The organism is Nocardia sp. 2TAF39 (assembly GCF_052114905.1).
Classification (GTDB): Bacteria; Actinomycetota; Actinomycetes; order Mycobacteriales; family Mycobacteriaceae; genus Nocardia.
This window is the reverse complement of the sequence record NZ_JBFRFQ010000002.1, coordinates 76,407-96,945: the sequence shown is the minus strand read 5'-3', so window position 1 is coordinate 96,945 and position 20,539 is coordinate 76,407. Positions and strand designations below refer to the sequence as shown.

Below are 20,539 nucleotides of genomic sequence, written 5' to 3'. Positions count from 1 at the left end.
CGCGACCACGTTGGTAAGCAATCCTCCAGCCGGCACCGTGAGCGTAGTCGAAGGCCGCGCGCTGTCGGCGGCATCGGGCACCGAGGGCGGCGGCGCCGTTCGCCCAGCCACGACCCCCGACCAGGGCGCGCAGCCGAGCATCCGCCGCTTATCGGCTGACCCGGCCGCCTTCCTCTTCACTCGCCAACGACTCCGCCTCGATCGGAAACTGTCGCGGCGCGGCGGGACCGGTACCCGTCTTGGGCCGGTTCAAGCCCCGGTAGGACTCCGGCTTGACCCTCCGGAACCATTGGGCCAGCCGAGTCCGGCGAGGCAGGCGGAACTTCAGGTCGGCGAGCATCTCGTCGATGTTCTGGATAGCGAACGGAGTGATTGCCGTGCCGTGCGCGTGGTGGCCGTTGGCGCGTTCCTCCATCCAGCGCAGGCGGGTGTCTATCTGCTCGTTCAGCTGCTGGGCAGGCGGCAGAGCGAGCCTGCCGGTGAGCAGCGCGGCGGTCCAGTGCGCGGCGACCTCGGCGTTGAGCGTGCTGATCACCGACGAGTTGTAGCCTGCGAAAGTCAGATTCGGCACGTCCAGCGGCAGGATCTGGCGGTGCAAACGGAAGTTGCCGCGCTCATCGGTCAGCCTGCGCTGCACGTACGGCGTGAGGAAGGGAACCCGCTGGTGGAAACCAGTGGCGCACACCACGACGTCCGCCTGTAGCACCTGCCCGGTGGACAATCGCACCGCGGGAGCCGCCTTGGGGCCACCGCCCATCTCGGTGATAGTGGTGTCGCGGTACACCGCGATGCGTCCGTTGGCGACCTGCTCGTAGAAGCCCTCGGTGGCGAGACTGATGGTGCTCTCGGCGATCTCCTCGACACGGCCGCTGGGCACGAGACCGAGTTCGCGCAGACGCATCTGCTTGGTGGCCAGTTCCTGGATCAGATCGAAGTTGCTGATCCGCACCGATTCGCCGGGACCGGTCAGAAACCGGTCCATCCGACCGGGTCGGAGGTAGTGGAAGTGCGACTCGCCGAAACGGGTCAGCATCAGGTGCTCGTAATCGATCACCCGGGCCAGCGTGCGCGGCACTTTCCAGAACAGCCGCCGGGCCACTACCGAAGTAGACGCGGCAACATCGCTCACCGCGGTCGCGATGTCGCAGGCGGACTTCCCGTAGCCGACCACGACGACCGACTTACCGCGCACCGATTCCAGATCGAGAAATTCCGACGCGTGCACCACTCGTCCGCCCGCCGCGCGGAACAAGTCCGCGCCGTGATAATCCGGCATCGCCGGGTCGCTGAACACACCGTTGGCAATCACCAGGTGGTCACACGAGGTCCGGTGAATTCCGCCCCCGTCGCGAATTTCGAGCAACCACCCGCTGTCGACCGGATCAGCGGCGACTACCTCGGTTTGCAGACGCAGATGCTCGGTCAGCCCGAAGCGGGCGGCGTAGGCAGCGAGATACGCCTGCATCTGCTGTCCGTCCAGCACACGAGGATAGTCCGCGGGCATCGGGAAGTCGGAGAAGTGATAGGTGTCCTTGGAGTTCTGCGTCCGCAGGCCCGGGTATCGCCGGGTCACACTCCACACGCCACCGACATCGGGTGTGCGGTCGAATACTTCGACCGGAAAACCCTCCTGTTTCAGCACTTTCGCGCAGGCGAGACCTGCGATACCCGCACCGACGATCGCGACGCGGCTTCCGCTTGTCATGCGCAGGAGACTACGTCGCCAGCGCCGCGCAGCAAAGTCGGTCGGCCGAAACCGCGCTCGAGCGTATTGCAGGCGCACTCGAGAAGGCCACCGGCAGATCGAGCAGGCCGCGGATCAGGATACTTGCCCGCAGCACAGGTCCGCGTCGTCCACGCCAGCCGCGGCCGCAGGCTGCGACACCAACCGGGTGAGCACGACGGGGCAGGCGGATCGTCCGACCGATCGCCGCTGTCGATCGCCGGCGCCAGGTTCCATACGCGCCTCCGCCGCGGGCCCGCTACCCTGCGCAGATGAGTTCGATCGCGCCCGTCCTGCGGGGCGCCCGGATCGCGAACTCGTTCGCATTCGGCCTGCAGGGCTTCTTCTTCGCCGTCGTGCTTACCGAATTGCCGCAGCAGAAGGAGCGTTTCGGCCTGTCAGACGGGCTGATCGTCGGCTCGGTGGTGCTGGTCTCGCTGCTGGCGGGCGGCGGCAGCGTGGCGGCCGAGCGGCTGGCACGGCACCGGTCGAGCCGTGACACCGTGCGCATCGGCCTGCTACTCATCGCGCTCACCGGCACGATGGCGGCGTTCGCGCCGAACACGGCCGTGCTGCTGATCGCGCTGGGCTGCTATGGGATCGCGGTAGGCATCGTCGACGCCAGCACGAATATGCAGGCGGTGTTCATCCAGCACGGGTACGGAACGTTCATCCTGTCCTCGTTCTACGCGGCGTGGAGCGCGGGATCGATCGCCGGAGCGCTGTTCGTGTCCGGGTGTGAGGCTCTGGAGGTGCCGCTGCGCGAATCACTGCTCGGGGCGGCCGGGATCGTGCTCGTGGCCGGGTTGCTGCTCGGTCCGCGACTTCTTGCCGCCCGAGACGCGGAGACGAGTCCCGCCGAGACGGTCACCACCGACGACGGAACCGTCGCGGTGCGCGCTTATCTGGCGTTCGGCATCGCGATGGCGCTGGTCTTCGCCATCGACCTCGCTGTAGGCAACTGGTCGGCGCTGTATCTCACCGACGACCTGCTTGCCGATTCCGCGACCGGGGCGCTCGCGCTGGCCGCCTATCAGGGCGCGTCGCTGATCGCGCGGCTGGGCGGCGACCCACTGGTACGCCGCTTCGGCCCGCGGCGGGTGGTCCGAACCGCCGCGATCGTCGGCGTGCTGGGACTGGCGATCGTGGTGGCCGCGCCGGGACCGATGGTCGCGATCGTCGGATTCCTCGTCGCGGGTATCGGCATGCCGGTGATCGCGCCGCTGTGCTTCAGTGCGGCCGGACAGCTCGCCGAGGGCCGCGCACTCGACGCGCTGATCGCCCGCCTCAACTTGTTCAACTATGCGGGAACCCTGGTCGGCGGCGGCGTGGTCGGCGCCGTCGCGGCGATCTTCGGACACCGCGCAGGGTTCATGATCCCCCTGTCCTTCGCCGCCACCCTGATCGTGCTCGCCCGCGTCTTCCATTCTTACCGGGAGGAGGGCAAACTTCCCGCACCCGCGGAGGAACATGCTCTACTGGACGAATGAGCAACATCCCAGTCACCGTCGACCGGGCCGGGCTGTGGGACGCGGAGGCTCTCAGTGACGTTGCGGCCACGACCTTTCCACTCTCGTGTCCGCCAGACGCGACGCCGGAGGACATCGAGATCTTTCTCACCGACGTGCTGTCGGGGGAACGCTTCGGCGAGTATCTGAGCGATCCGGCACGAACTGTGCTCAAAGCGATCGCGGGCGACGACATCGTCGGCTACGCGATGCTCGTGGCTGCCGATCCCGCCGACCCGGCGGTGGCCGAGGCGGTCGGCCTGCATCCGGTGGTGGAGATCAGCAAGATGTATGTGCTGCCCGGCCACCACGGCACCGGGGTGTCGACCGCGCTCATGCGGGCCGCACTGGACCGGACGAAAGAGGACGACTATCCCGGCCTGTGGCTCGGCGTCAACCAGGAGAACGTCCAGGCTCAGCGCTTCTACGCGAAATACGGGTTCACGACGGTCGGCACCAGGATGTTCACCGTGGGCGCACAGCTGCACCACGACTACGTGATGCGCCTGGTCTTCTAGGCCGGGCTCACCGAACGAAATCCACGAGGGCGGTGTGGAAGGCGGGAGCCAGCCACAGCCATCAGGTGATCGCCGGGCACCTCGACATGGATCAGACCCTCTCGGACAGGTCGAGGTCGAGCAGGTCGGCCAGTTCGGTGATCCGGGGCAACAAGCAAAGGTCGGCATTATCGCCGCCTTCATGCACCGCCTCGACCCGCTGATCCTGGACGAGCCCACCTGCGGCCTGGATCCGCTGCTGCAACAACGCTTCCTCGGCCTGGTGACCGAGGCCGAGGACAACGGCCAGACCGTCCCTATGTTCCGCGCTCTCCGACACCGAAGGGATACTCGACCGATGAGCACCACGGAAGAGAACCGGACGGACACCCCCACGCCCCCACAGCTGGCCTTCGTCGAGGACTTCGCGCTCGTGCTCGAACGCATGGGCCTGGTCCGCATGACCGGCCGGGCTGCGGGCTGGCTACTGATCTCCGATCCACCAGAGCAAACATTCGGTCAGATCGCCGGCGCGCTGCAGGCATCCAAGGGCTCCATCTCCAATGCGCTGAAGTCCCTGGTCACCATGCGCTGGGTGGACAAGACCTCCAAGCCGGGCGACCGCAGGGACTACTACTCGATCCGCCCCGGCGTCCTGCCCGAGCTGACCCGCAAGCAGAGCACCATGTACAGCGACCTCACCGCCATGAGCTCGCGCGGGCTGGCCCTGTTCGACGACCCGAACGGCAGGGAGGCCGCCCGTCTGCGGGAGATGCACGAGTTCTTCGTCTGGATGGGTAAGGAACTGCCCGCGCTGATCGACCGCTGGGACGCCGAGCGCAACCCCTCCTGAAACACCGGGCGCCACGGAGTCTCGGTGCGTCAGCGGTTCAGGCCAGCAGTTCGGCCTTCAAGGCAGCGACGTCGGCGGCGGTCAACTTCAGTCCGTCGCGGACATAGCTGTCGAAACTGCCGTAGGTCTGGTTCACCTGGTCGAAGGCGGCGTCGAGCCAGGACTGCCGCACGCCGTTGAGCTGGTCATCCGGGCTCGCGTTGCGGAACTGGTTGGAAAGCAGGTAGTCCTCGGTGACAGTGGCACGATCGACACCGAGCACAGTGAGCAGCACGGCGGCGGTCCAGCCGGCGCGGTCCTTGCCCGCGGTGCAGTGGAACAGTACGGCGCCGTCGGTGGTGTCGATGATGTCGCGCAGCACCGCGGCGAATGCCTCGTCGGCGCCCGGAGCGGTGATGAACGCACGGTAGAGCCCCTCACCCCCGGTCAGGGTGGCGGCCATGACCTGAGGCGGGGCATGGCCGATCACGTCGTCCCAGTGTGCCGTCGCACCCGCCGGAATCCGGTCCGGGCCGAGCTCGCGCTCGTAGACCGTCCGCAGGTCGTGCACCACACGGACCCGGCGATCGGTCAGTGCGGCCAGATCGTCCGGGGTGGCGTCCTTCAGCTGCCCACCGCGGTACACCGAGCCGGTGCGCACGGTCCGGCCGTCGGAGGTGTGGTACCCGCCGATGTCGCGTACGTTCTGCACGCCCTGCAGGTGCAGCGACCGATCGAACGCGACGGCCGAGGCCGTGGGTGGATCGGCGAGCGCCGCACCGGCCATCGGTCCGAGGACGACGACCAACCCTGTGGCCAGGGCAACCGGGGCACGTAGCGAACGATGGGCCATGCGACTGCTCCAATCATCTGGTCGACCCCACTCCCCGCGGTTCGGTCCCGACGTCCCTACGCCGGGACCTCGAACCGCGACAGCGCGAGCAGCCGCGAGATGGCGCGAAGGTACTTCTTGCGGTAACCGCCTTCGAGCATCTCGGCCGAGAATATCTCGTCGAGCTTCGCACCGGACACAGTGACCGGGACGCTCGCATCGTAGAGCCGGTCGGCCAGCACCACGATGCGCAGCGCCACAGCCTGATCGGTGACCGGGTGCACGTTCGAGATGAACACCGACGACACCCCGGAGATCAGCGCGCCGTACTTGGACGGGTGCAACGTGCTCAGGTGCTTCAGCAGTGCGTCGAACTCGTCCAACGTGGAACCCGTTGTGCCGGTGGCCCGTTCGCTGAGGTCCTCGGGCGAGGTCGGTTCGGGCGCCGGCGGTAGGTCGCGGTGGCGGTAGTCCGGTCCGTCCACGCGCACAGCTTCGAAGATCGCACCGAGTTTCTTGATCTCGCGCAGGAAATCCTGTGCGGCGAAACGTCCTTCGCCGAGCTGACCCGGCAGTGTGTTCGACGTGGCCGCGATCGAGACCCCAGCCGCGGACAGTTCGGTCAGCAGCCGCGAAACCAGCATGGTGTCGCCCGGATCGTCGAGCTCGAACTCGTCGATGCACAGCACACTGTTGGCCGAGAGCCGTTCGACCGCGTTGGCGAAGCCCAGCGCACCGACCACGTTGGTCAGCTCACCGAAGGTGCCGAACGACTTGGGCGCGGGCGAACTGTGGTAGATCGAGGCCAGCAGGTGGGTCTTCCCGACGCCGAAACCGCCGTCGAGGTACAGACCCGCGCCGGTCACTTGCTTCCGCTTGCCGAACAGGCTCTTCTTGCTCGCGGCCTTGTGGATCTTGGCGACCTGCCCGGCGAACTCCTCGGCTTTGCGGACCGCGGCAGCCTGGCTCGGTTCTTTCGGGTCGGGAATGTAGGAGGCGAAACTCACCTCGTCGAACATGGGCGGAGGCACCATTTGGGCGACGAGCTGGTCGGCCGGAACCTCCGGGTGGCGATCGACGAGGCGTTCTTGCATGGACGAAGCCTAAAGACGTGGTGTGATCTAGTTTCATGCAGCGTATCCACAATGCGATCCAGCTCACAGGGCTGAGCCCGGACGACCTCGCGCAGTTGTACGCGTTCCCGGCCCAGCTCGATGCCCCTTGGGTGCGAGCCAATTTCGTCTCCAGCATCGACGGCGCCGCCACCAGCGGAAACCTGAGTGAGGGGCTGGGCAGCCCTGCCGACCGGACGGTGTTCATGATGCTGCGCGATCTGTCGGACGTGATTCTGGTGGGCGCGGGCACGGTGCGCTCGGAGAACTACGGCGGAGCCCGCACCGACCCGCGGCGCCGCCGCGCACTCCACGACCGTGGGATCGGCGGCCATCCCGACGGCGCACCGCCCCCGATCGCGGTGGTCACCGCCAGTGCCGCGCTCGAGCCCGGTGCACGACTGTTCACCGACACCCGGGTGCCGCCGCTGATCATCACCACCGCTATCGCCCCCGCCGACCGCAAGCAGCAACTCGTGGACGCGGGCGCCGACGTGATCGAAGCGGGGGACGTCGCGGTGACGCCCAAGGGCCTGCTGCGCGCGCTCGGCGAGCGCGGCCTGCTGCGCGTGCTCACCGAGGGCGGGCCTCATCTGTTCGGCGAACTGCTGGAAGCCGACGCGGTCGACGAGCTCTGCCTGACCACCGCGCCGCTGCTGGTCGGCGGTACGGCGCGGCGAATCTCGCTGTCCGCGCACGAGTTCCGCACCCATATGACTCGCGTGCACGTCCTGCTGGACGATGATGGCACCATGCTCACCCGGTGGGCCCGTCGATGAAACAACCGCACGAACCTGGCAGGCTGTAGCAATGCGCTGGACTCGGGCCGCCGTGCTTGCCTCGACACTCTCGATCGTGATCGCCGGTTGCGGGGCGGGACCGTCGGACCGCCCCGGAGTCGCGGTCCAGCGTCCGCCCGTTGCGGGCGGCGCCACGACCTCGGCCGCTCCGCCCCCGACGCCGAACGCCGAGCTGCCGAAGACCGATCTGAGCTGGCGCGAGTGCACCCAACCGACCCTGGACCTGCTCGGGCTCGGCCCCGCACCCACGGGACTGGTGCTCGACTGCGCCGAGTACTCGACCCCGATCGATGCGGCGGGGGCCGTGCTCGGCAGTTTCCGGACCGGCGCGATGCGGGCCCGCCTGGCGCAGACCCCGGCCGATGCGCCACCGCTGGTGCTCACCTCCGGCTCGGACCGCTCTTCGACCGCCACCCTCGCGGGACTCGCCATGGGCCCGGCCGGAGCGCTGCTGGCCAGTCGCCCGATTGTCGCGGTGGACCGGCGCGGTCTCGGAACCTCCCAGCCGATCGACTGCCTGGATCCCCAGGTCCGCCGCAGCCTGGCCGACAACGCCCAATTCGGACCGGGGGCCGACGATCCGGTAGCGGCGATGACCACCTCGAGCCAGGACGGCACCATCTCCTGCCGTGACTTCCTGCAGCCCTACGAGGGCACCTTCGACGTGCAGCATGCCGCCGACGACATCGAGCAGCTGCGCAGGCAGTGGCAGGTCGAGCACATCGCGTTGCTCGGCACCGGCAACGGAGCGAAGGTCGCGCTCAGCTACGCCCGCAAATACGGCGACCATCTCGCGCGCCTGATGCTCGACTCCCCCGAGCCGGTCGGCGCGGACGCCACGACCCGTGCCGAACAGACCGTCCAGGGAGCCGAAGCCGCGCTGACCGCGTTCGCCCAGCGATGCGTCGGCATGGGCTGTTCACTCGGTGCGGATCCGCGCGCGGCGATCACCGATCTGATGAACAAGGCCGGATCGGGCGGGCTCGGCGACATCTCGGCGAACGCGTTGCGCACCGCGCTGTCGGGCTTTCTCGGCAGCCCGCGCGCCGACCAGGCCAACCGGGTTGGTGAACTGTCCGACGCGCTCGCCGCGGCGGGACGCGGCGATCGTGGTCCGCTGAGTAACCTGATCCTGCGCGAGGCGGCCGCCACGGCGGGCGACGGCCAGTTCGTCAGCCGCTGCACCGACACGCAGCTGCCGCCGAGCCCGGCCAGGGCCACGGAACTCGCGGGCACCTGGGGCGGCAAGTTCCCGGTGTTCGGCAAGGCGGCGGCGATCGCACTGCTGGCGTGCGTGGCCTGGCCGGTATCGACCGCGCCGCCACTGCCGGAGAAGCTGAGCATCCCGGTCCTGGTACTCGGCGGCGTCGCCGACCCCGTAGTCGGCAACGGCGGCCAGTCGTCGGTGACCGGCGCGTTGGGCGCCGCGGGGGCGCGGCACGCGACACTCACCTGGCAGGGCTGGGGCCATCCGGTCGCGGCCCACTCCGGCTGCGCGCAGCGGGCACTGCTTGACTATCTGAAGGACGGCAAACTCCCCGCCGACGGGACCGCTTGCCCCGCCTGACCCCGGGGCGCGCGGCCTGCTCGGGCGGCGCGTCGGACAGGTCCCGGCAACCACCGGAATCGGATCCGGTGTACCGTGCCCCAGTGTTCCTTCGACAGCTCGAGCCCCGGACGGCTCGCACCACCGCCGAGGTGATCAAGTTCGCACTCTGGCCCCTGGCGGTCATGACCGTGCTGAACCGGGTCTTCATCAAGGCTGTCAATGGTTTCATCACCGACGACTACCGGCCGGTCTACCAGGCATCCCTGGACTTCCTCAACAGACGACCGGTCTACACCGCGAATTTCGACTCGGTCGACCCGCACTACCTGTACCCGCCGAGCGGCACTTTGCTGATCGCGCCGATCGCGGCCATCGACTACGAGAAGTCGCGCTGGCTGTTCATCGCACTGAACGCGATCGCGATCCTCATCGCGTGGTATTTGCTGCTGCGGCTGTTCCGGTACACGCTGAACTCGGTCGCCGCGCCCGCGCTGCTGCTGGCGATGTTCCTGTCCGAGACCGTGATCAACACACTGGTCTTCACCAACGTCAACGGCTGCGTGCTGCTTGCGGAGCTGGTCTTCATCTTCCTGCTGTTGAAACGGCGGGATCTCTGGGCAGGCGTGGTGCTCGGATTGAGTATCGCGGTGAAACCGACCTTGGCTCCACTGCTGCTGATCGCGCTGGTCCGCGGGCAGTGGAAGGTGTTCGTCACCGCGCTGGGCGTGCCGGTCGCGCTGACCGCGATCGCCTGGCCACTGTCCAAGGACGCGGACAAGTTCTTCACCCGCACCTTCCCCTACCTCTTCGAATCCCGCGACTACTTCAACAGCGCGATCGTCGGCAACGGTGAGTATTACGGTCTGCCACCCTGGTTGACCTGGGGCATGCGCCTGGTGATGGGCGTGATCGTCCTGCTGACGTTGTGGCTGCTGTACCGCTACTACCGGGACGACGAGCTGTTCTTCGTCTGCACCTCCTCCGGCGTGCTGCTCACCGCGTCGTTCCTGCTCAGCTCGCTCGGGCAGATGTACTACTCGATGATGCTGTTCCCGCTCCTGATGACGGTGGTGCTGCGCAATTCGGTGCTGCGCAACTGGCCCGCGTGGCTGGCGGTCTTCGGGTTCATGAGCTACGACAAGTGGCTCTCGGACCGCTGGCAGAACGTCGGCCGCAACCTGGAGTACCTGCGCATCACCTTCGGCTGGGGTCTGCTGCTGATCGTGGTGTTCTGCGTGCTGGGTGACCGCTACCTGGCCGCGCGGCGGGAAGGCCGGCTGCCGTTCGGGATCGATCCCGCCTGGATGAGCTCTGCCCCGGATTCGCGTGACGAGGCGCCGGAGTCGCCGCCCGTGTCCTCCTCCGTACGCTCCGAGGCCGCGGCCGTCGATCCCCCCAGGTCACGCAATGGATCGGCACCGGTGGAGCAGAACCGTATTAGCGTGGAGCAATGAGTTCCGAAACCGGCACGCCCCTGCCCGCGCCGCGGATCCAGCTCACGCCACAGGAGTGGCGGTCGCAGCTGAGCCCCGAGGAATACGCGGTGCTGCGGGAGGCTGCCACCGAGCGTCCCTTCACCGGCGAGTACACCGACACCAAGACCGAAGGTGTCTACATGTGCCGGGCCTGTGGCGCCGAGCTGTTCCGCAGCACCGAGAAGTTCGATTCGCACTGCGGATGGCCGTCCTTCTTCGATCCGGCGGCGTCCGCTGCGGTGATTCTCCGGTCGGACGACTCGCTCGGCATGCATCGGGTCGAAGTGCTGTGCGCGAACTGCCACAGCCACCTCGGCCACGTGTTCGAGGGCGAGGGGTACAACACGCCCACCGACAAGCGCTACTGCATCAACTCCGTCGCCCTGCGGCTGCACCCCTCGGACAGCGCAGCGGAGTAACAGCCTGGCGCTGTGGGGAAGAATACGGATTCGCCGCATCACGCGCATGCCCCGAAAACCCGGGGCATGGGCTGGTGCGGCGCGTTCGTGCCGGTCGGTAGCCACGGGCCACATGCCCAGGCCACGATTGCCGCGACCCCCGTCCAGAGGCCCGACCTGCTCAGGGCAGGGCGGCGATCAGCTTCTCGATCTGCACCCACGGGCCGGTGAAGAACGGCACCTCCTCGCGCACGTGCCGCCGGGCCTCGGTCGCCCGCAGATCACGCATCAGATCGACGATCCGGTGCAGTTCCGGCGCCTCGAAGGCGAGGATCCACTCGTAGTCTCCCAGCGCGAACGAACTTACCGTGTTGGCCCGCACGTCCGGGTAGCCGCGCGCGGCCTTGCCGTGGTCGGCGAGCATCGTGCGGCGCTCTTCCTCGGGCAGCAGGTACCACTCGTAGGAGCGGACGAACGGATAGACGCAGATGTAGTTGCCCGGCTCCTCACCGGCGAGGAACGCCGGGATGTGGCTCTTGTTGAATTCGGCGGGCCGGTGCAGCGCCACGTTGCTCCACACGGGCACGCTGGCGCGGCCTAATTCGGTGGTGCGGCGGAAATCCGAGTAGGCGGACTGCAGGTCCTCGACGCGTTCGGCGTGCGACCAGATCATGAAGTCGGCGTCGGCGCGCACGCCCGCCACGTCGTAGATGCCGCGCACCACGACGCCGCGGTCGGCGAGGCCGTCGAAGAACGCGCGGGCCTCCTTGGTCGCAGCGTCCCGCTCCTCGCCCAGCACTCCGGGCTGTACCTGGAATACCGAGAACATCAGGTAACGGATGGTGGAGTTCAGAGCTTTATAGTCGAGGCGCGCCATGGGGGGTATCTTTCCACCCGCCCAGAAGAGCCCAGCTTCCCGGGCATGAACTGCTCGATGTACCGCCCCGGTCACCGAACGTTCCGCTATGCCCGGCTCGTCCAAGAACCCGGTCGACTCGCAGACGTACATGTCGGCGTCCTCGAGGAGGGTGCGCACCGCGAGGTCGACGCGCGCATGCCGCACCGCGGGAGTCTTTGGCCGATAACAGATTTCGGTGGCGGCGAATACGCTCCGGGCAGAGCGGCTCGGTCGCGCGGGGGCGGAACGAGTTGGACGCGGTTCAGCGCGCGGTGGACGCTTCCACTCCCGCCGCGATCCGATGCGCGGCGGCAGTGCCGGAAGCGACGCACGCGGGCACGCCGACGCCGTGCAGATACGCACCGGCGACGGCGAGACCGTCCAGTGCACCGATCTCGGCTTCGACGGCCGCGATGCGGGCGGTGTGGCCGGGTGCGTACTGGGCCAGGCCACCGGGCCAACGCTGGACGACGGCCGAGCAGGGCTCGATGGCAACCCCTGTGACAGTGGCCAGGTCTTCGGCCGCGGCGGTGACCAGCTCGACGTCGGACCACGACAGCGTCGAATCGTCTCCGAACTTGCCGAAAGAGACTCGAACGAGCGCGGTTTCGCGCTGACCGAGATGGGTCCATTTGCGGCTGGAGAGAGTGAAGGCCTTGGCACGCAACGGTTCTCCGGTAGCCACCAGGATGCCGGAGTTCCGCGGCAACGCGGTGTCGCGTGGCAGCGCGAGAGCGACCACTACCGATGAGGATAGTTCGATGCCCGCCAGTTCCGTCGCAGCGGCAGGGGCGACGGCGCCCAGCAGCCGACCGGTCACGGGGGCGGGGGTGGCGAGCACCACCGCGTCGACGGCCCCGATCGGGTCGACCACCCAGCCGCGCAGCCCCCTCGCCAGGCGGGTACCCGGTGTCGCGGTGACGAATTTCGCACCCGACTGCGCGGTGAGCGCGTCCAGGAGTACTCGGTAGCCGTCGCGGATTCCGCCGAAGACCGGCGCAGTCGAAGGCGGCGGCAGCGCGGCGCCGACGGCGGCGGCGAGACTGGGCACGCCGTTGTCCAGGGCCGCTGCCAGCGTGGGCAGCGCGGCGCGGACGCCGATAGTGCGCGAGCTGCCCGCATACACACCGCCCAGCAGCGGATCTACGCTGCGCTCGGCGACCTGCGCGCCGAATCGGTCGGCAACCAGGCCGTATACGTCGGTGTCGGAGCCGGGTTCCCAGGTCAGCGGCCTGCTGGGCTCGGAGGCGATCCGGTCCAGCGTCGCGGTGTCGACCAGCCCGCGCATCGACTCGGCGGTCGCCGGCACACCCATCAGCGTGCCCACCGGCAGCGGATGCGCGGCATCGGCCGACCACACCAGCGGCCGCAGGCCCGCGGGCGTCACCAACTGCGACTCGAGCTCGAGCTCACGCAGCAGTGCGGGCACCTCCGGCCGGCGCCCGACGAACGCCTCGGCTCCGAGATCCAGTGGCTCGCCGGCCAATTCACCGGTATAGAGGATTCCGCCGACCCGGTCGGCACGGTCGAGGACGAGCACGTCGGCTTCCGGCCCGAGGAGCGTCCGGAGCCGATACGCGGCCACCAGCCCACTGATCCCACCGCCGACCACCGCTACACGCATACTGCGACCGTATCGTGCGCGGCACCCGCCGATCATCGCGCCTATGTCGCTTTCCTCACCCGCCGGCACGGCGCTGCCCCGGGACTCACAGTTCGTGGACGAGCTCCACCAGCGCGGTCAGCACTCCGGGGTCGGTGTCCGGAAGTACGCCGTGCCCCAGGTTGAAGATGTGTCCGGCGGCACCGAGCGTGATTGCCTCGTCCGCCTCGCGGGCGATGCGGCGCGCCTCCGCCTCGATCACCGCCGAGCCGGCGAACAGCACGGCCGGATCGAGGTTGCCCTGCAACGCTTTTCCTGCTCCGACGCGGCGGACGGCAGCGGTCAGTGGCACCCGCCAGTCGACACCGACCACGTCTGCCCCCACTTCTCCCATAGCGCCCAGCAGCTCCCCGGTGCCCACGCCGAAGTGGATGCGCGGCACGCCCGCGTCAGCGATCTCGGCGAACACCCGCTCGGAGTGCGGAAGAACGAAGTTGCGGTAGTCGGCGGGCGAGAGCGCGCCCGCCCAGGAGTCGAACAGCTGCACCGCGTCGACACCCGCGGACAGCTGGGCCTGGAGAAACGCGACGGTGATGTCGGTGAGCACCCCGAGCAGCGCATGCCAGGTCTGCGGGTCGGCGTACATCAGTGCCTTGGTGCGCTCATGGTTCTTGCTCGGCCCCCCCTCGACCAGGTAGGAGGCCAGCGTGAACGGTGCGCCGGCGAACCCGATCAGCGGCGTCTCGTCCAGCGCGTCGACCAGCAGTCGCACGCCGTCGGTCACCGCGCCGACCTCCTCGGGCCGCAGCCGCGGCAGCGCGTGCACGTCACCGACGGTCCGCACCGGCGACGCGATCACCGGCCCGACGCCGGGCACGATGTCCAGGTCGATGCCGGCCGCCTTGAGCGGAACGACGATGTCGGAGAACAGGATCGCCGCGTCGACGTTGTGCCTGCGGATCGGTTGCAAGGTGATCTCGCACACCAGCTCCGGATCGAAGCACGATTCGAGCATCCCGATGCCTGCGCGCAGTTCGCGGTACTCGGGGAGGGAGCGGCCGGCCTGGCGCATGAACCACACCGGACGCCTGCTCGGCGGCGCGCCGGTGGCGGCGGCCAGGAACGGGGCATCGGTCAACCGGCGGCGGGTATGAGTGCTCATCACGGCTATCGTAAGCAGGTCCGGCGGGAGCGACCGACCCGGAGGCAGCAGTGTGCATAACTACGATGGGCCCCGCATACGCCGCAACGAGTACAGCGGCGCGCCTCCGACTGCGCCGGGTGCACAAGGTCTACCGTCACTTTTCGTGACACCGCTCGACTTCCGCGACGGCGCCGCACCGACCGAGGGACCCCATGGCGAGCCAGCTCAGTTTCGCGCCGCGGTCGATGCGATGGGCACCGCTACCGTGCACCCCCGGATCGAGCTCGCGCCCATCCGGCCTCCGCAACGACTCGCACCGTATTCCTACGCCGTCGGCGCCGAGGTCAAACACTCGGAAATTGGTGTGGTACCGATTGACTCCGAGGGCGACGCGTTCGGCAGGTTGATCCTGCTGCACGACCCGGACGGCGACGACACGTGGCACGGCACCTTACGGCTGGTCGCTTACATCCAGGCCGACATCGATGCCGCGCTGGCCACCGACCCGCTGTTGCCCGAGGTCGCGTGGAGCTGGCTGGTGGACGCGCTGGAGTCACGCACCGAGCCGTTCACCGCGCTGGGCGGCACCGTGACCTCGACCAGCTCGGTGCGCTACGGCGATATCGCCGGTCCGCCGCGCGCGCACCAGCTGGAGCTACGCGCTTCCTGGACCGCGGTCACCACCGACATGCGCCCGCATGTGGAAGCCTTCTGCGAGGTGCTGGCCTACGCTGCGGGCCTGCCGCCCGCCGGGATCACCCAGATGCGGCCGGGCATGCCCGGCGACCAGGGGTGAGTGCGCCGGCACCGAGCTATGACCAGCGCCGAGTCGCCGTTCCATGGTGGACCAGGTGCACCGAGGGCGGTCGATCGACACACAGATGCCCGATAGGACGGCGGCGCCCGCGCGACGGCACGTAAAGTGCAACACCATGTCCGTACCAGACGAAACCGAACCCTCGGCCGCGACACCCCTGCTCGCGCCGGCGGAGGGCGTGCCACCGGTACTGGACACCGCAGCCGCCATCGCCGCAGCCGCCGCCCGCCTCGCCGCGGGCACCGGCCCCCTGGCCGTGGACGCCGAGCGCGCCTCCGGTTTCCGCTATTCGGCGCGCGCGTATCTGATCCAATTGCGCCGGGCGGGCGCGGGCACGTTCCTCATAGATCCGATTCCGGTCACCGGCGAGCTGGCTCCGCTGGCCGAGGCGATCAACGAGCTGGAGTGGGTGTTGCATTCGGCGGACCAGGACCTGCCGGGGCTCGCAGAACTCGGCTTACGCCCGGCGCGACTGTTCGACACCGAATTGGGCGGCCGGCTGGCCGGTTTGGAACGCGTGGGGCTCGCCGCGATGGTGGAACGCCTGCTCGGCCGGGCGCTGCGCAAGGGCCACGGTGCGGCCGACTGGTCCACCCGGCCGCTGCCGGACGACTGGCTGAACTACGCCGCCCTCGATGTCGAGTTGCTCCTCGAGCTGCGTGACGTGGTGGCCGCCGACTTGGCGGCACAGGGCAAATCCGATTGGGCGGCACAGGAATTCGAGCACATCCGCACGATGGAGCCGCCTGCGCCGAAAGCCGAGCGCTGGCGGCGTACCTCCGGCATCCATACGCTGCGCCGGACCAGGCAACTCGCGGTGGTGCGCGAGCTGTGGGCCACCCGCGACGCGCTGGCCCGCGCCCGCGACGTGGCACCCGCGCGCATCCTCCCGGATGCCGCGATCATCGCCGCGGCGACCGCGGAGCCGAAGTCGATCGCTCAGCTGCGCGCGCTTCCGGTGTTCGGCGGGCCGCGCCAGCGCCGGTACTCCCGTGAATGGCTCGCCGCGGTGGAGCGCGGCCGTGCCCTGCCGGACAGTGAGCTGCCGCCGCTGACCCAACCGTTCGACGGTCCGCCGCCGGTGAACCGTTGGGAGCGGCGCGACCCGTCGGCCGCCGCCCGCCTGACCAGGGCGCGGACCGCGATGGGTGAGCTGTCGACCGAGCACGCGATTCCGGTGGAGAACTTGCTCGCACCGGATCTGGTCCGTCGCCTGTGCTGGGACGGGCTACCCGACTACAACCGGCCCGACCTTCCCGCCGAACTCTCCGCGGCCGTCGACGGGTTCCTGAAGGCCGGTGGCGCCCGGCCTTGGCAGCGCGAGCTGGCGGTGCCGGTGCTGACGGTCGCGCTGCTGTCCGTCGACTGACGCAGGACACGGCGACCTCGACCGAGGAGCGCGCGTGGATTCGGTGGCCAGGCGATGTCAGCGGGCGGCCAGCCACCCACCGATCCGGCGGGCGATGTCGGGGGCCGTCAACCCGAGTTCCGCGAGCACTTCGCCGCGCGACGCGTGGTCCAGGAACTGTTGCGGCACACCGAGATCGCGGGTCGGGATGTCCAGCCCGGAGTTACGCAGGCGGGCCGACACCGTTGAGCCGATGCCACCGTGCAGGCCACCCTCCTCCAGCGTCACCACAAGCCGGTAGTTCTCGGCGAGCTTCACCAGGGTGTCGGATACCGGTAGCACCCAGCGCGGGTCGATGACGGTGACCGAAACCCCTTCGGCCTCCAGCAGATTCGCCGCCTCCAGCGCCATCGACGCGAACGAGCCCACCGCGACGAGCAATACATCGCCGTGCACCGCTTGGACGGAGCCGCCCTCCGGCTCGGCCATCCGGAGCACATCCACCCCGTCCAGCCGTTCGACGGCCGAGATGTCCTCGATGACACTGCCCTTCGGGAACCGCAGCGCGGTCGGCCCGTCGTGCACGGCCAACGCCTCTGCCAGCTCCTCGCGCAGCGTCGCGGCGTCCCGCGGCGCGGCCACCCGGATCCCGGGGATGATGCCGAGCACCGACAGATCCCACATGCCGTTGTGGCTTGCTCCGTCGGAGCCTGTGATGCCCGCACGGTCCAGCACCATGGTCACGGGCTGCTTCAGCAGCGCCACGTCCATCAGCAGCTGGTCGAAGGCGCGGTTGAGGAACGTCGAGTAGATCGCGACCACCGGATGCATTCCGCCGAGTGCGAGACCTGCCGCCGAGGCCATGGCGTGCTGTTCGGCGATGCCGACGTCGAACATCCGCTCCGGGAACCGCTCACCGAACGCCGCGAGCCCGGTCGGCCCCGGCATCGCGGCGGTGATGGCGACGATGTCGTCGCGACGCTCGGCGTGCGCGATCAGCTCCTCGGAGAAGACCGAGGTCCAGCCGAGCGCCTTCACCCCACCGACCGGAACGCCGGTCAGCGGATCGATCGGGTCGCACGAATGCATCTGGTCGGCCACGTGGTTCTCCGCGGGGGCATAGCCGCGGCCCTTCTGTGTCACCGCGTGCACCACGACCGGTCCGCCGAAGTCCTTGGCCCGGCGCAGCGCCGCCTCCATGGCGGTGATGTCGTGGCCGTCCACCGGGCCGACGTATTTGAGACCCAGGTCACTGAACAGCTCCTGCGGGCTGACCGCGTCCTTGATCCCGGCTTTCACCGCATGCACCATCGAGTACGCGGACTCGCCGACACGGGGGATGCTTTTCAGGATGCGCTTGCCCGCGTCCAGCGCGTGCTCGTAGACGGGCTGTGTGCGCAATGCGGTCAGCCGGTCGGCCAAACCGCCGATGGTGGGCGCGTAGGAGCGGCCATTGTCGTTGACCACGATGACTACCGGCCGGTCCGGGGCGGCAGCGATATTGTTCAGCGCCTCCCAGCACATGCCGCCGGTGAGCGCACCGTCGCCGACGACCGCGACCACATGCCGGTCCTGCCCGTTCAGCGCGAACGCCTTCGCCAGGCCGTCCGCGTAGGACAGCGCCGCCGACGCGTGCGAGGACTCGACCCAGTCGTGGGCGCTCTCCGCCCGGCTCGGGTAGCCAGACAGACCGCCATGCTTGCGCAGCGAGTCGAATTGGGCCTTGCGACCGGTCAGGATCTTGTGCACGTAGGCCTGATGCCCGGTGTCGAAGATCACCGGGTCGGCCGGCGAGTCGAAGATCCTGTGCAGGGCGATAGTGAGTTCGATCACACCGAGATTGGGCCCGAGGTGGCCCCCGGTCGCGGCGACCTTGCGCACCAGGAACTCACGGATCTCCTCCGCCAGTTCGCGTAACTGCGGCACGGTCAGCCGACGCAGATCTTCGGGCGTGTCGACCCGGGAAAGCACTCCCACCTGAACTCGCTCCCTCCGGATAGCGCATCTGATCCGATCAGTCTACGGAGCGGCGCCCGATTCCCCCGCACGAGAACGGTCACCACCAGCCGACATCGCGCCGAAATGTGAGCCTCGACATACGGTACCCGGCCTACAGTGACAGGGTGGCCCAGCCCGAGCAAGTGGTCTCGCGGACAATCGAACCCGGCGTCGTGGCGCGGGTCGTCGAGGACGTACACCGGCTGTGCAGCGGCGACGACTCCGGTGCGCTGGCCGACTACATCCCCGAACTGGCTGCGGTGCAACCCGATTCATTCGGCCTGTGTCTGGCCACCGCCGACGGCCCGGGTCTACGGCCTCGGCGACGTCGCGACCGAGTTCACCATCCAGTCGAAGCCGTTCACCTACGCGCTCGCGCCGGCCGACCAGGGCCCCGGCGCGGTCGCGGAGCATATCCATGTCGAGCCGTCCGGCGAGCCGTTCAACGACATCAGCCTGGCTCCGATGACCGAACGACCGCGCAATCCCATGATCAACGCGGGCACGATCACCGCGGCGTCGCTGATCAACGGCCGCGACCCCGCCGAGCGCTTCGAGCGCTTCCGGTGGTGCTACACCCGCTTCGCCGACCGCGAGCCGACGATGAACAACGCGGTCTACGCCTCCGAAGCCCGCACCGGGTTCCGCAACCGCACCATCGGCTGCCTGCTGTGCGCGTTCGGCATCATCGAGCCGAACGAGGCGGTCGACCGCTATTTCCGCCAGTGCTCGATCACAATGACCTGCCACGACCTAGCGTTGATGGCCGCGACGCTGGCCGACAACGGGCGCAATCCCACGACCTCGGACGCGCGCTCTCGGCGACGCCGACCGAGCGGGTGCTCAGCGTGATGACCACCTGCGGCAGGTACAACGCGGTGGGCGATTGGGTGACCACCTGGGTGACCACCTTTGGCCTACCCGCAAAGAGCGGTGTCGGCGGCGGGCTCGCGGCGGAGGCCTATGCGCAGATAGACGCGGCAGTCCAGGCAATCGCGGTGCGCGGAGGTGATCATCGACACGCGCGGCAGGGACGATTGTGCGGCACGGTCCGTTGAGCAGTTCGGAGCGACCATCGAGGAGAATTCGTGAGCGAGAAGTCCGATTCGCGCGCAGGTACCGTCACGATCTTCGGGTACGGCACCGCCCGCGCCACCCCGGACCTGATGCGGGTGACGATCTCCATCGAATCGCGGGCGAGCAAAGTCGCGCTCGCCTACAACCAGGCCGGTGAGCGTGTGGCCGCGGTCGCGCAGTCGCTGCGGTCCGATGGCGTTGCGGGCACCGACATCGCCACCAGCGGACTGTCGGTGCACACCGAAACGGTGTGGACCGAAGGCCAGGGCAGTCGCATCACCGGCTATCTCGCCAGCACATCGCTGACCATCGCCCTGCGCGACATCGGGGAGAATGCCGATCCCGGCCCCGCCGCGATCATCGCCGACTGCGTCGACGCGGGCGGTGACGACGTCCGCCTCGGCGGCCTCAGTCTCACCTTCGCCGACCAGGAGTCCCTGCTCGCCCAGGCGCGCGACGCCGCATGGGAGAACGCCGTCGCCAAGGCCGAGCAATACGCGAGCCGCGCGCAATGCTCTGTCGGCAGGGTCCTCGAAATCACCGAGAACGCCTCCTCCGCTCCCCCCGCCATCCCCCGCGTGGCGGCCTTGTCCGCCCCGATGAACGCCTACGGCGCCGCCCCCGTCCCGGTCGAACTGGGCGAAAGCGAGATCTCCGCGGGAATCCGCGTCACCTGGCAGCTGGATTGACACAGCACGGCGGATCGCCGCAGCACGCCTCTGCCGGCTGGGAGCCCGTGCACGGCGGCCATCCGGGCACACCGGTGTAGAAGCCACGCTGCTGGTCCTCCGCGCCTGCGGGACAACCCAATGGCACGTGGTGTATCGCCAGATCATCGTTCCGGCCGTGCGGAGCGTGGGTCATGGGCCGATCGTGCGTCGACACACCGCCTCACCACCGGTAATTTCGACGAGGCTATCCGCGCCCG

The 20,539-nt window shown here is 68.7% G+C and carries 18 protein-coding genes and 1 pseudogene; 11 read left to right on the top strand and 8 right to left on the bottom strand.

Annotated features, from left to right (window positions below):
- Positions 1-148: 148 nt before the first annotated feature.
- Entirely contained in the window at positions 149-1,705 is a 1,557-nt protein-coding gene (locus AB4Z47_RS01950; RefSeq protein ID WP_441947419.1) for a flavin-containing monooxygenase, read from the bottom strand.
- Between the two features lie 290 nt (positions 1,706-1,995).
- Between AB4Z47_RS01950 and AB4Z47_RS01945 the strand changes: the two genes are divergently transcribed.
- Positions 1,996-3,213, top strand: a complete 1,218-nt coding sequence (locus tag AB4Z47_RS01945) for an MFS transporter (RefSeq protein ID WP_441947418.1) — start codon at positions 1,996-1,998, stop codon at positions 3,211-3,213.
- Positions 3,210-3,749: a GNAT family N-acetyltransferase gene (locus AB4Z47_RS01940; RefSeq protein WP_441947417.1), complete on the top strand. Its 540-nt coding sequence runs from the start codon at positions 3,210-3,212 to the stop codon at positions 3,747-3,749. The genes AB4Z47_RS01945 and AB4Z47_RS01940 overlap by 4 nt, the downstream gene beginning before the upstream one ends.
- A 91-nt stretch (positions 3,750-3,840) precedes the next feature.
- Here the strand turns inward: AB4Z47_RS01940 and AB4Z47_RS01935 are convergent, their stop codons facing one another.
- Positions 3,841-4,068 carry a hypothetical protein gene (locus tag AB4Z47_RS01935; RefSeq protein ID WP_441947416.1) on the bottom strand — a complete coding sequence of 76 codons (228 nt, stop codon included), beginning with the start codon at positions 4,066-4,068 and terminating at the stop codon, positions 3,841-3,843.
- 18 nt (positions 4,069-4,086) lie between these two features.
- Between AB4Z47_RS01935 and AB4Z47_RS01930 the strand changes: the two genes are divergently transcribed.
- Complete coding sequence (locus AB4Z47_RS01930; protein WP_441947415.1) at positions 4,087-4,581, top strand: GbsR/MarR family transcriptional regulator; 495 nt, start codon at positions 4,087-4,089, stop codon at positions 4,579-4,581.
- 37 nt (positions 4,582-4,618) lie between these two features.
- Here the strand turns inward: AB4Z47_RS01930 and AB4Z47_RS01925 are convergent, their stop codons facing one another.
- Together AB4Z47_RS01925 and zapE are read right to left on the bottom strand one after the other, a co-directional pair.
- Positions 4,619-5,413, bottom strand: coding sequence for a tyrosine-protein phosphatase (locus tag AB4Z47_RS01925; RefSeq protein ID WP_441947414.1), 795 nt, complete (start codon positions 5,411-5,413; stop codon positions 4,619-4,621).
- Positions 5,414-5,469: 56 nt separating this feature from the next.
- A complete protein-coding gene (zapE, locus tag AB4Z47_RS01920) occupies positions 5,470-6,486 on the bottom strand; it encodes a cell division protein ZapE (RefSeq protein WP_441947413.1) in 1,017 nt (338 codons plus the stop codon).
- Positions 6,487-6,521: 35 nt separating this feature from the next.
- On the opposite strand from zapE, the gene AB4Z47_RS01915 reads away from it, so the two are divergent.
- The 4 genes from AB4Z47_RS01915 to msrB all read left to right on the top strand — a co-directional run bounded on the left by AB4Z47_RS01915 (position 6,522) and on the right by msrB (position 10,747).
- Positions 6,522-7,283, top strand: a complete 762-nt coding sequence (locus tag AB4Z47_RS01915; protein WP_441947412.1) for a pyrimidine reductase family protein — start codon at positions 6,522-6,524, stop codon at positions 7,281-7,283.
- A 31-nt stretch (positions 7,284-7,314) separates the two neighbouring features.
- On the top strand, positions 7,315-8,871 hold the full coding sequence (locus tag AB4Z47_RS01910) for an alpha/beta hydrolase (protein WP_441947411.1): 1,557 nt from the start codon (positions 7,315-7,317) through the stop codon (positions 8,869-8,871).
- 83 nt (positions 8,872-8,954) lie between these two features.
- Positions 8,955-10,307: a glycosyltransferase family 87 protein gene (locus AB4Z47_RS01905; protein ID WP_441947410.1), complete on the top strand. Its 1,353-nt coding sequence runs from the start codon at positions 8,955-8,957 to the stop codon at positions 10,305-10,307.
- Positions 10,304-10,747, top strand: coding sequence for a peptide-methionine (R)-S-oxide reductase MsrB (gene msrB, locus AB4Z47_RS01900; protein ID WP_441947409.1), 444 nt, complete (start codon positions 10,304-10,306; stop codon positions 10,745-10,747). The genes AB4Z47_RS01905 and msrB overlap by 4 nt, the downstream gene beginning before the upstream one ends.
- A 160-nt stretch (positions 10,748-10,907) precedes the next feature.
- Here the strand turns inward: msrB and hemQ are convergent, their stop codons facing one another.
- The 3 genes from hemQ to hemE all read right to left on the bottom strand — a co-directional run bounded on the left by hemQ (position 10,908) and on the right by hemE (position 14,389).
- Positions 10,908-11,603 carry a hydrogen peroxide-dependent heme synthase gene (gene hemQ / locus AB4Z47_RS01895; protein ID WP_441947534.1) on the bottom strand — a complete coding sequence of 232 codons (696 nt, stop codon included), beginning with the start codon at positions 11,601-11,603 and terminating at the stop codon, positions 10,908-10,910.
- 283 nt (positions 11,604-11,886) lie between these two features.
- Complete coding sequence (locus AB4Z47_RS01890) at positions 11,887-13,248, bottom strand: protoporphyrinogen oxidase (protein WP_441947408.1); 1,362 nt, start codon at positions 13,246-13,248, stop codon at positions 11,887-11,889.
- 85 nt (positions 13,249-13,333) lie between these two features.
- Positions 13,334-14,389: a uroporphyrinogen decarboxylase gene (gene hemE / locus AB4Z47_RS01885; RefSeq protein ID WP_441947407.1), complete on the bottom strand. Its 1,056-nt coding sequence runs from the start codon at positions 14,387-14,389 to the stop codon at positions 13,334-13,336.
- A gap of 145 nt (positions 14,390-14,534) precedes the next feature.
- Here hemE and AB4Z47_RS01880 point away from each other — a divergent pair, with 145 nt between their 5' ends.
- Both AB4Z47_RS01880 and AB4Z47_RS01875 read left to right on the top strand, forming a co-directional pair.
- Positions 14,535-15,167: a DUF3000 domain-containing protein gene (locus AB4Z47_RS01880; protein WP_441947406.1), complete on the top strand. Its 633-nt coding sequence runs from the start codon at positions 14,535-14,537 to the stop codon at positions 15,165-15,167.
- Between the two features lie 136 nt (positions 15,168-15,303).
- Positions 15,304-16,557, top strand: coding sequence for an HRDC domain-containing protein (locus AB4Z47_RS01875; protein WP_441947405.1), 1,254 nt, complete (start codon positions 15,304-15,306; stop codon positions 16,555-16,557).
- A gap of 57 nt (positions 16,558-16,614) precedes the next feature.
- On the opposite strand, the gene dxs is transcribed toward AB4Z47_RS01875, so the two are convergent.
- Positions 16,615-18,513, bottom strand: a complete 1,899-nt coding sequence (gene dxs, locus AB4Z47_RS01870) for a 1-deoxy-D-xylulose-5-phosphate synthase (protein ID WP_441947404.1) — start codon at positions 18,511-18,513, stop codon at positions 16,615-16,617.
- A gap of 146 nt (positions 18,514-18,659) precedes the next feature.
- Between dxs and AB4Z47_RS01865 the strand changes: the two are divergent.
- Both AB4Z47_RS01865 and AB4Z47_RS01860 read left to right on the top strand, forming a co-directional pair.
- Positions 18,660-19,520, top strand: a pseudogene (locus tag AB4Z47_RS01865) (glutaminase); the annotation flags it as partial.
- A 102-nt stretch (positions 19,521-19,622) separates the two neighbouring features.
- Positions 19,623-20,300 (top strand): SIMPL domain-containing protein, encoded by a 678-nt coding sequence (locus AB4Z47_RS01860; RefSeq protein ID WP_441947403.1) that lies wholly within the window; start codon positions 19,623-19,625, stop codon positions 20,298-20,300.
- The last annotated feature ends 239 nt before the right edge of the window (positions 20,301-20,539 follow it).

What these genes read in the sequence shown, in the direction of transcription:
- AB4Z47_RS01950 (WP_441947419.1), bottom strand. Translation starts at nt 1,705, where the DNA reads ATGACAAGCGGAAGCCGCGTCGCGATCGTCGGTGCGGGTATCGCAGGT.
- AB4Z47_RS01945 (WP_441947418.1), top strand. Translation starts at nt 1,996, where the DNA reads ATGAGTTCGATCGCGCCCGTCCTGCGGGGCGCCCGGATCGCGAACTCG.
- AB4Z47_RS01940 (WP_441947417.1), top strand. Translation starts at nt 3,210, where the DNA reads ATGAGCAACATCCCAGTCACCGTCGACCGGGCCGGGCTGTGGGACGCG.
- AB4Z47_RS01930 (WP_441947415.1), top strand. Translation starts at nt 4,087, where the DNA reads ATGAGCACCACGGAAGAGAACCGGACGGACACCCCCACGCCCCCACAG.
- AB4Z47_RS01925 (WP_441947414.1), bottom strand. Translation starts at nt 5,413, where the DNA reads ATGGCCCATCGTTCGCTACGTGCCCCGGTTGCCCTGGCCACAGGGTTG.
- zapE (WP_441947413.1), bottom strand. Translation starts at nt 6,486, where the DNA reads ATGCAAGAACGCCTCGTCGATCGCCACCCGGAGGTTCCGGCCGACCAG.
- AB4Z47_RS01915 (WP_441947412.1), top strand. Translation starts at nt 6,522, where the DNA reads ATGCAGCGTATCCACAATGCGATCCAGCTCACAGGGCTGAGCCCGGAC.
- AB4Z47_RS01910 (WP_441947411.1), top strand. Translation starts at nt 7,315, where the DNA reads ATGCGCTGGACTCGGGCCGCCGTGCTTGCCTCGACACTCTCGATCGTG.
- msrB (WP_441947409.1), top strand. Translation starts at nt 10,304, where the DNA reads ATGAGTTCCGAAACCGGCACGCCCCTGCCCGCGCCGCGGATCCAGCTC.
- hemQ (WP_441947534.1), bottom strand. Translation starts at nt 11,603, where the DNA reads ATGGCGCGCCTCGACTATAAAGCTCTGAACTCCACCATCCGTTACCTG.
- AB4Z47_RS01890 (WP_441947408.1), bottom strand. Translation starts at nt 13,248, where the DNA reads ATGCGTGTAGCGGTGGTCGGCGGTGGGATCAGTGGGCTGGTGGCCGCG.
- hemE (WP_441947407.1), bottom strand. Translation starts at nt 14,389, where the DNA reads ATGAGCACTCATACCCGCCGCCGGTTGACCGATGCCCCGTTCCTGGCC.
- AB4Z47_RS01875 (WP_441947405.1), top strand. Translation starts at nt 15,304, where the DNA reads ATGTCCGTACCAGACGAAACCGAACCCTCGGCCGCGACACCCCTGCTC.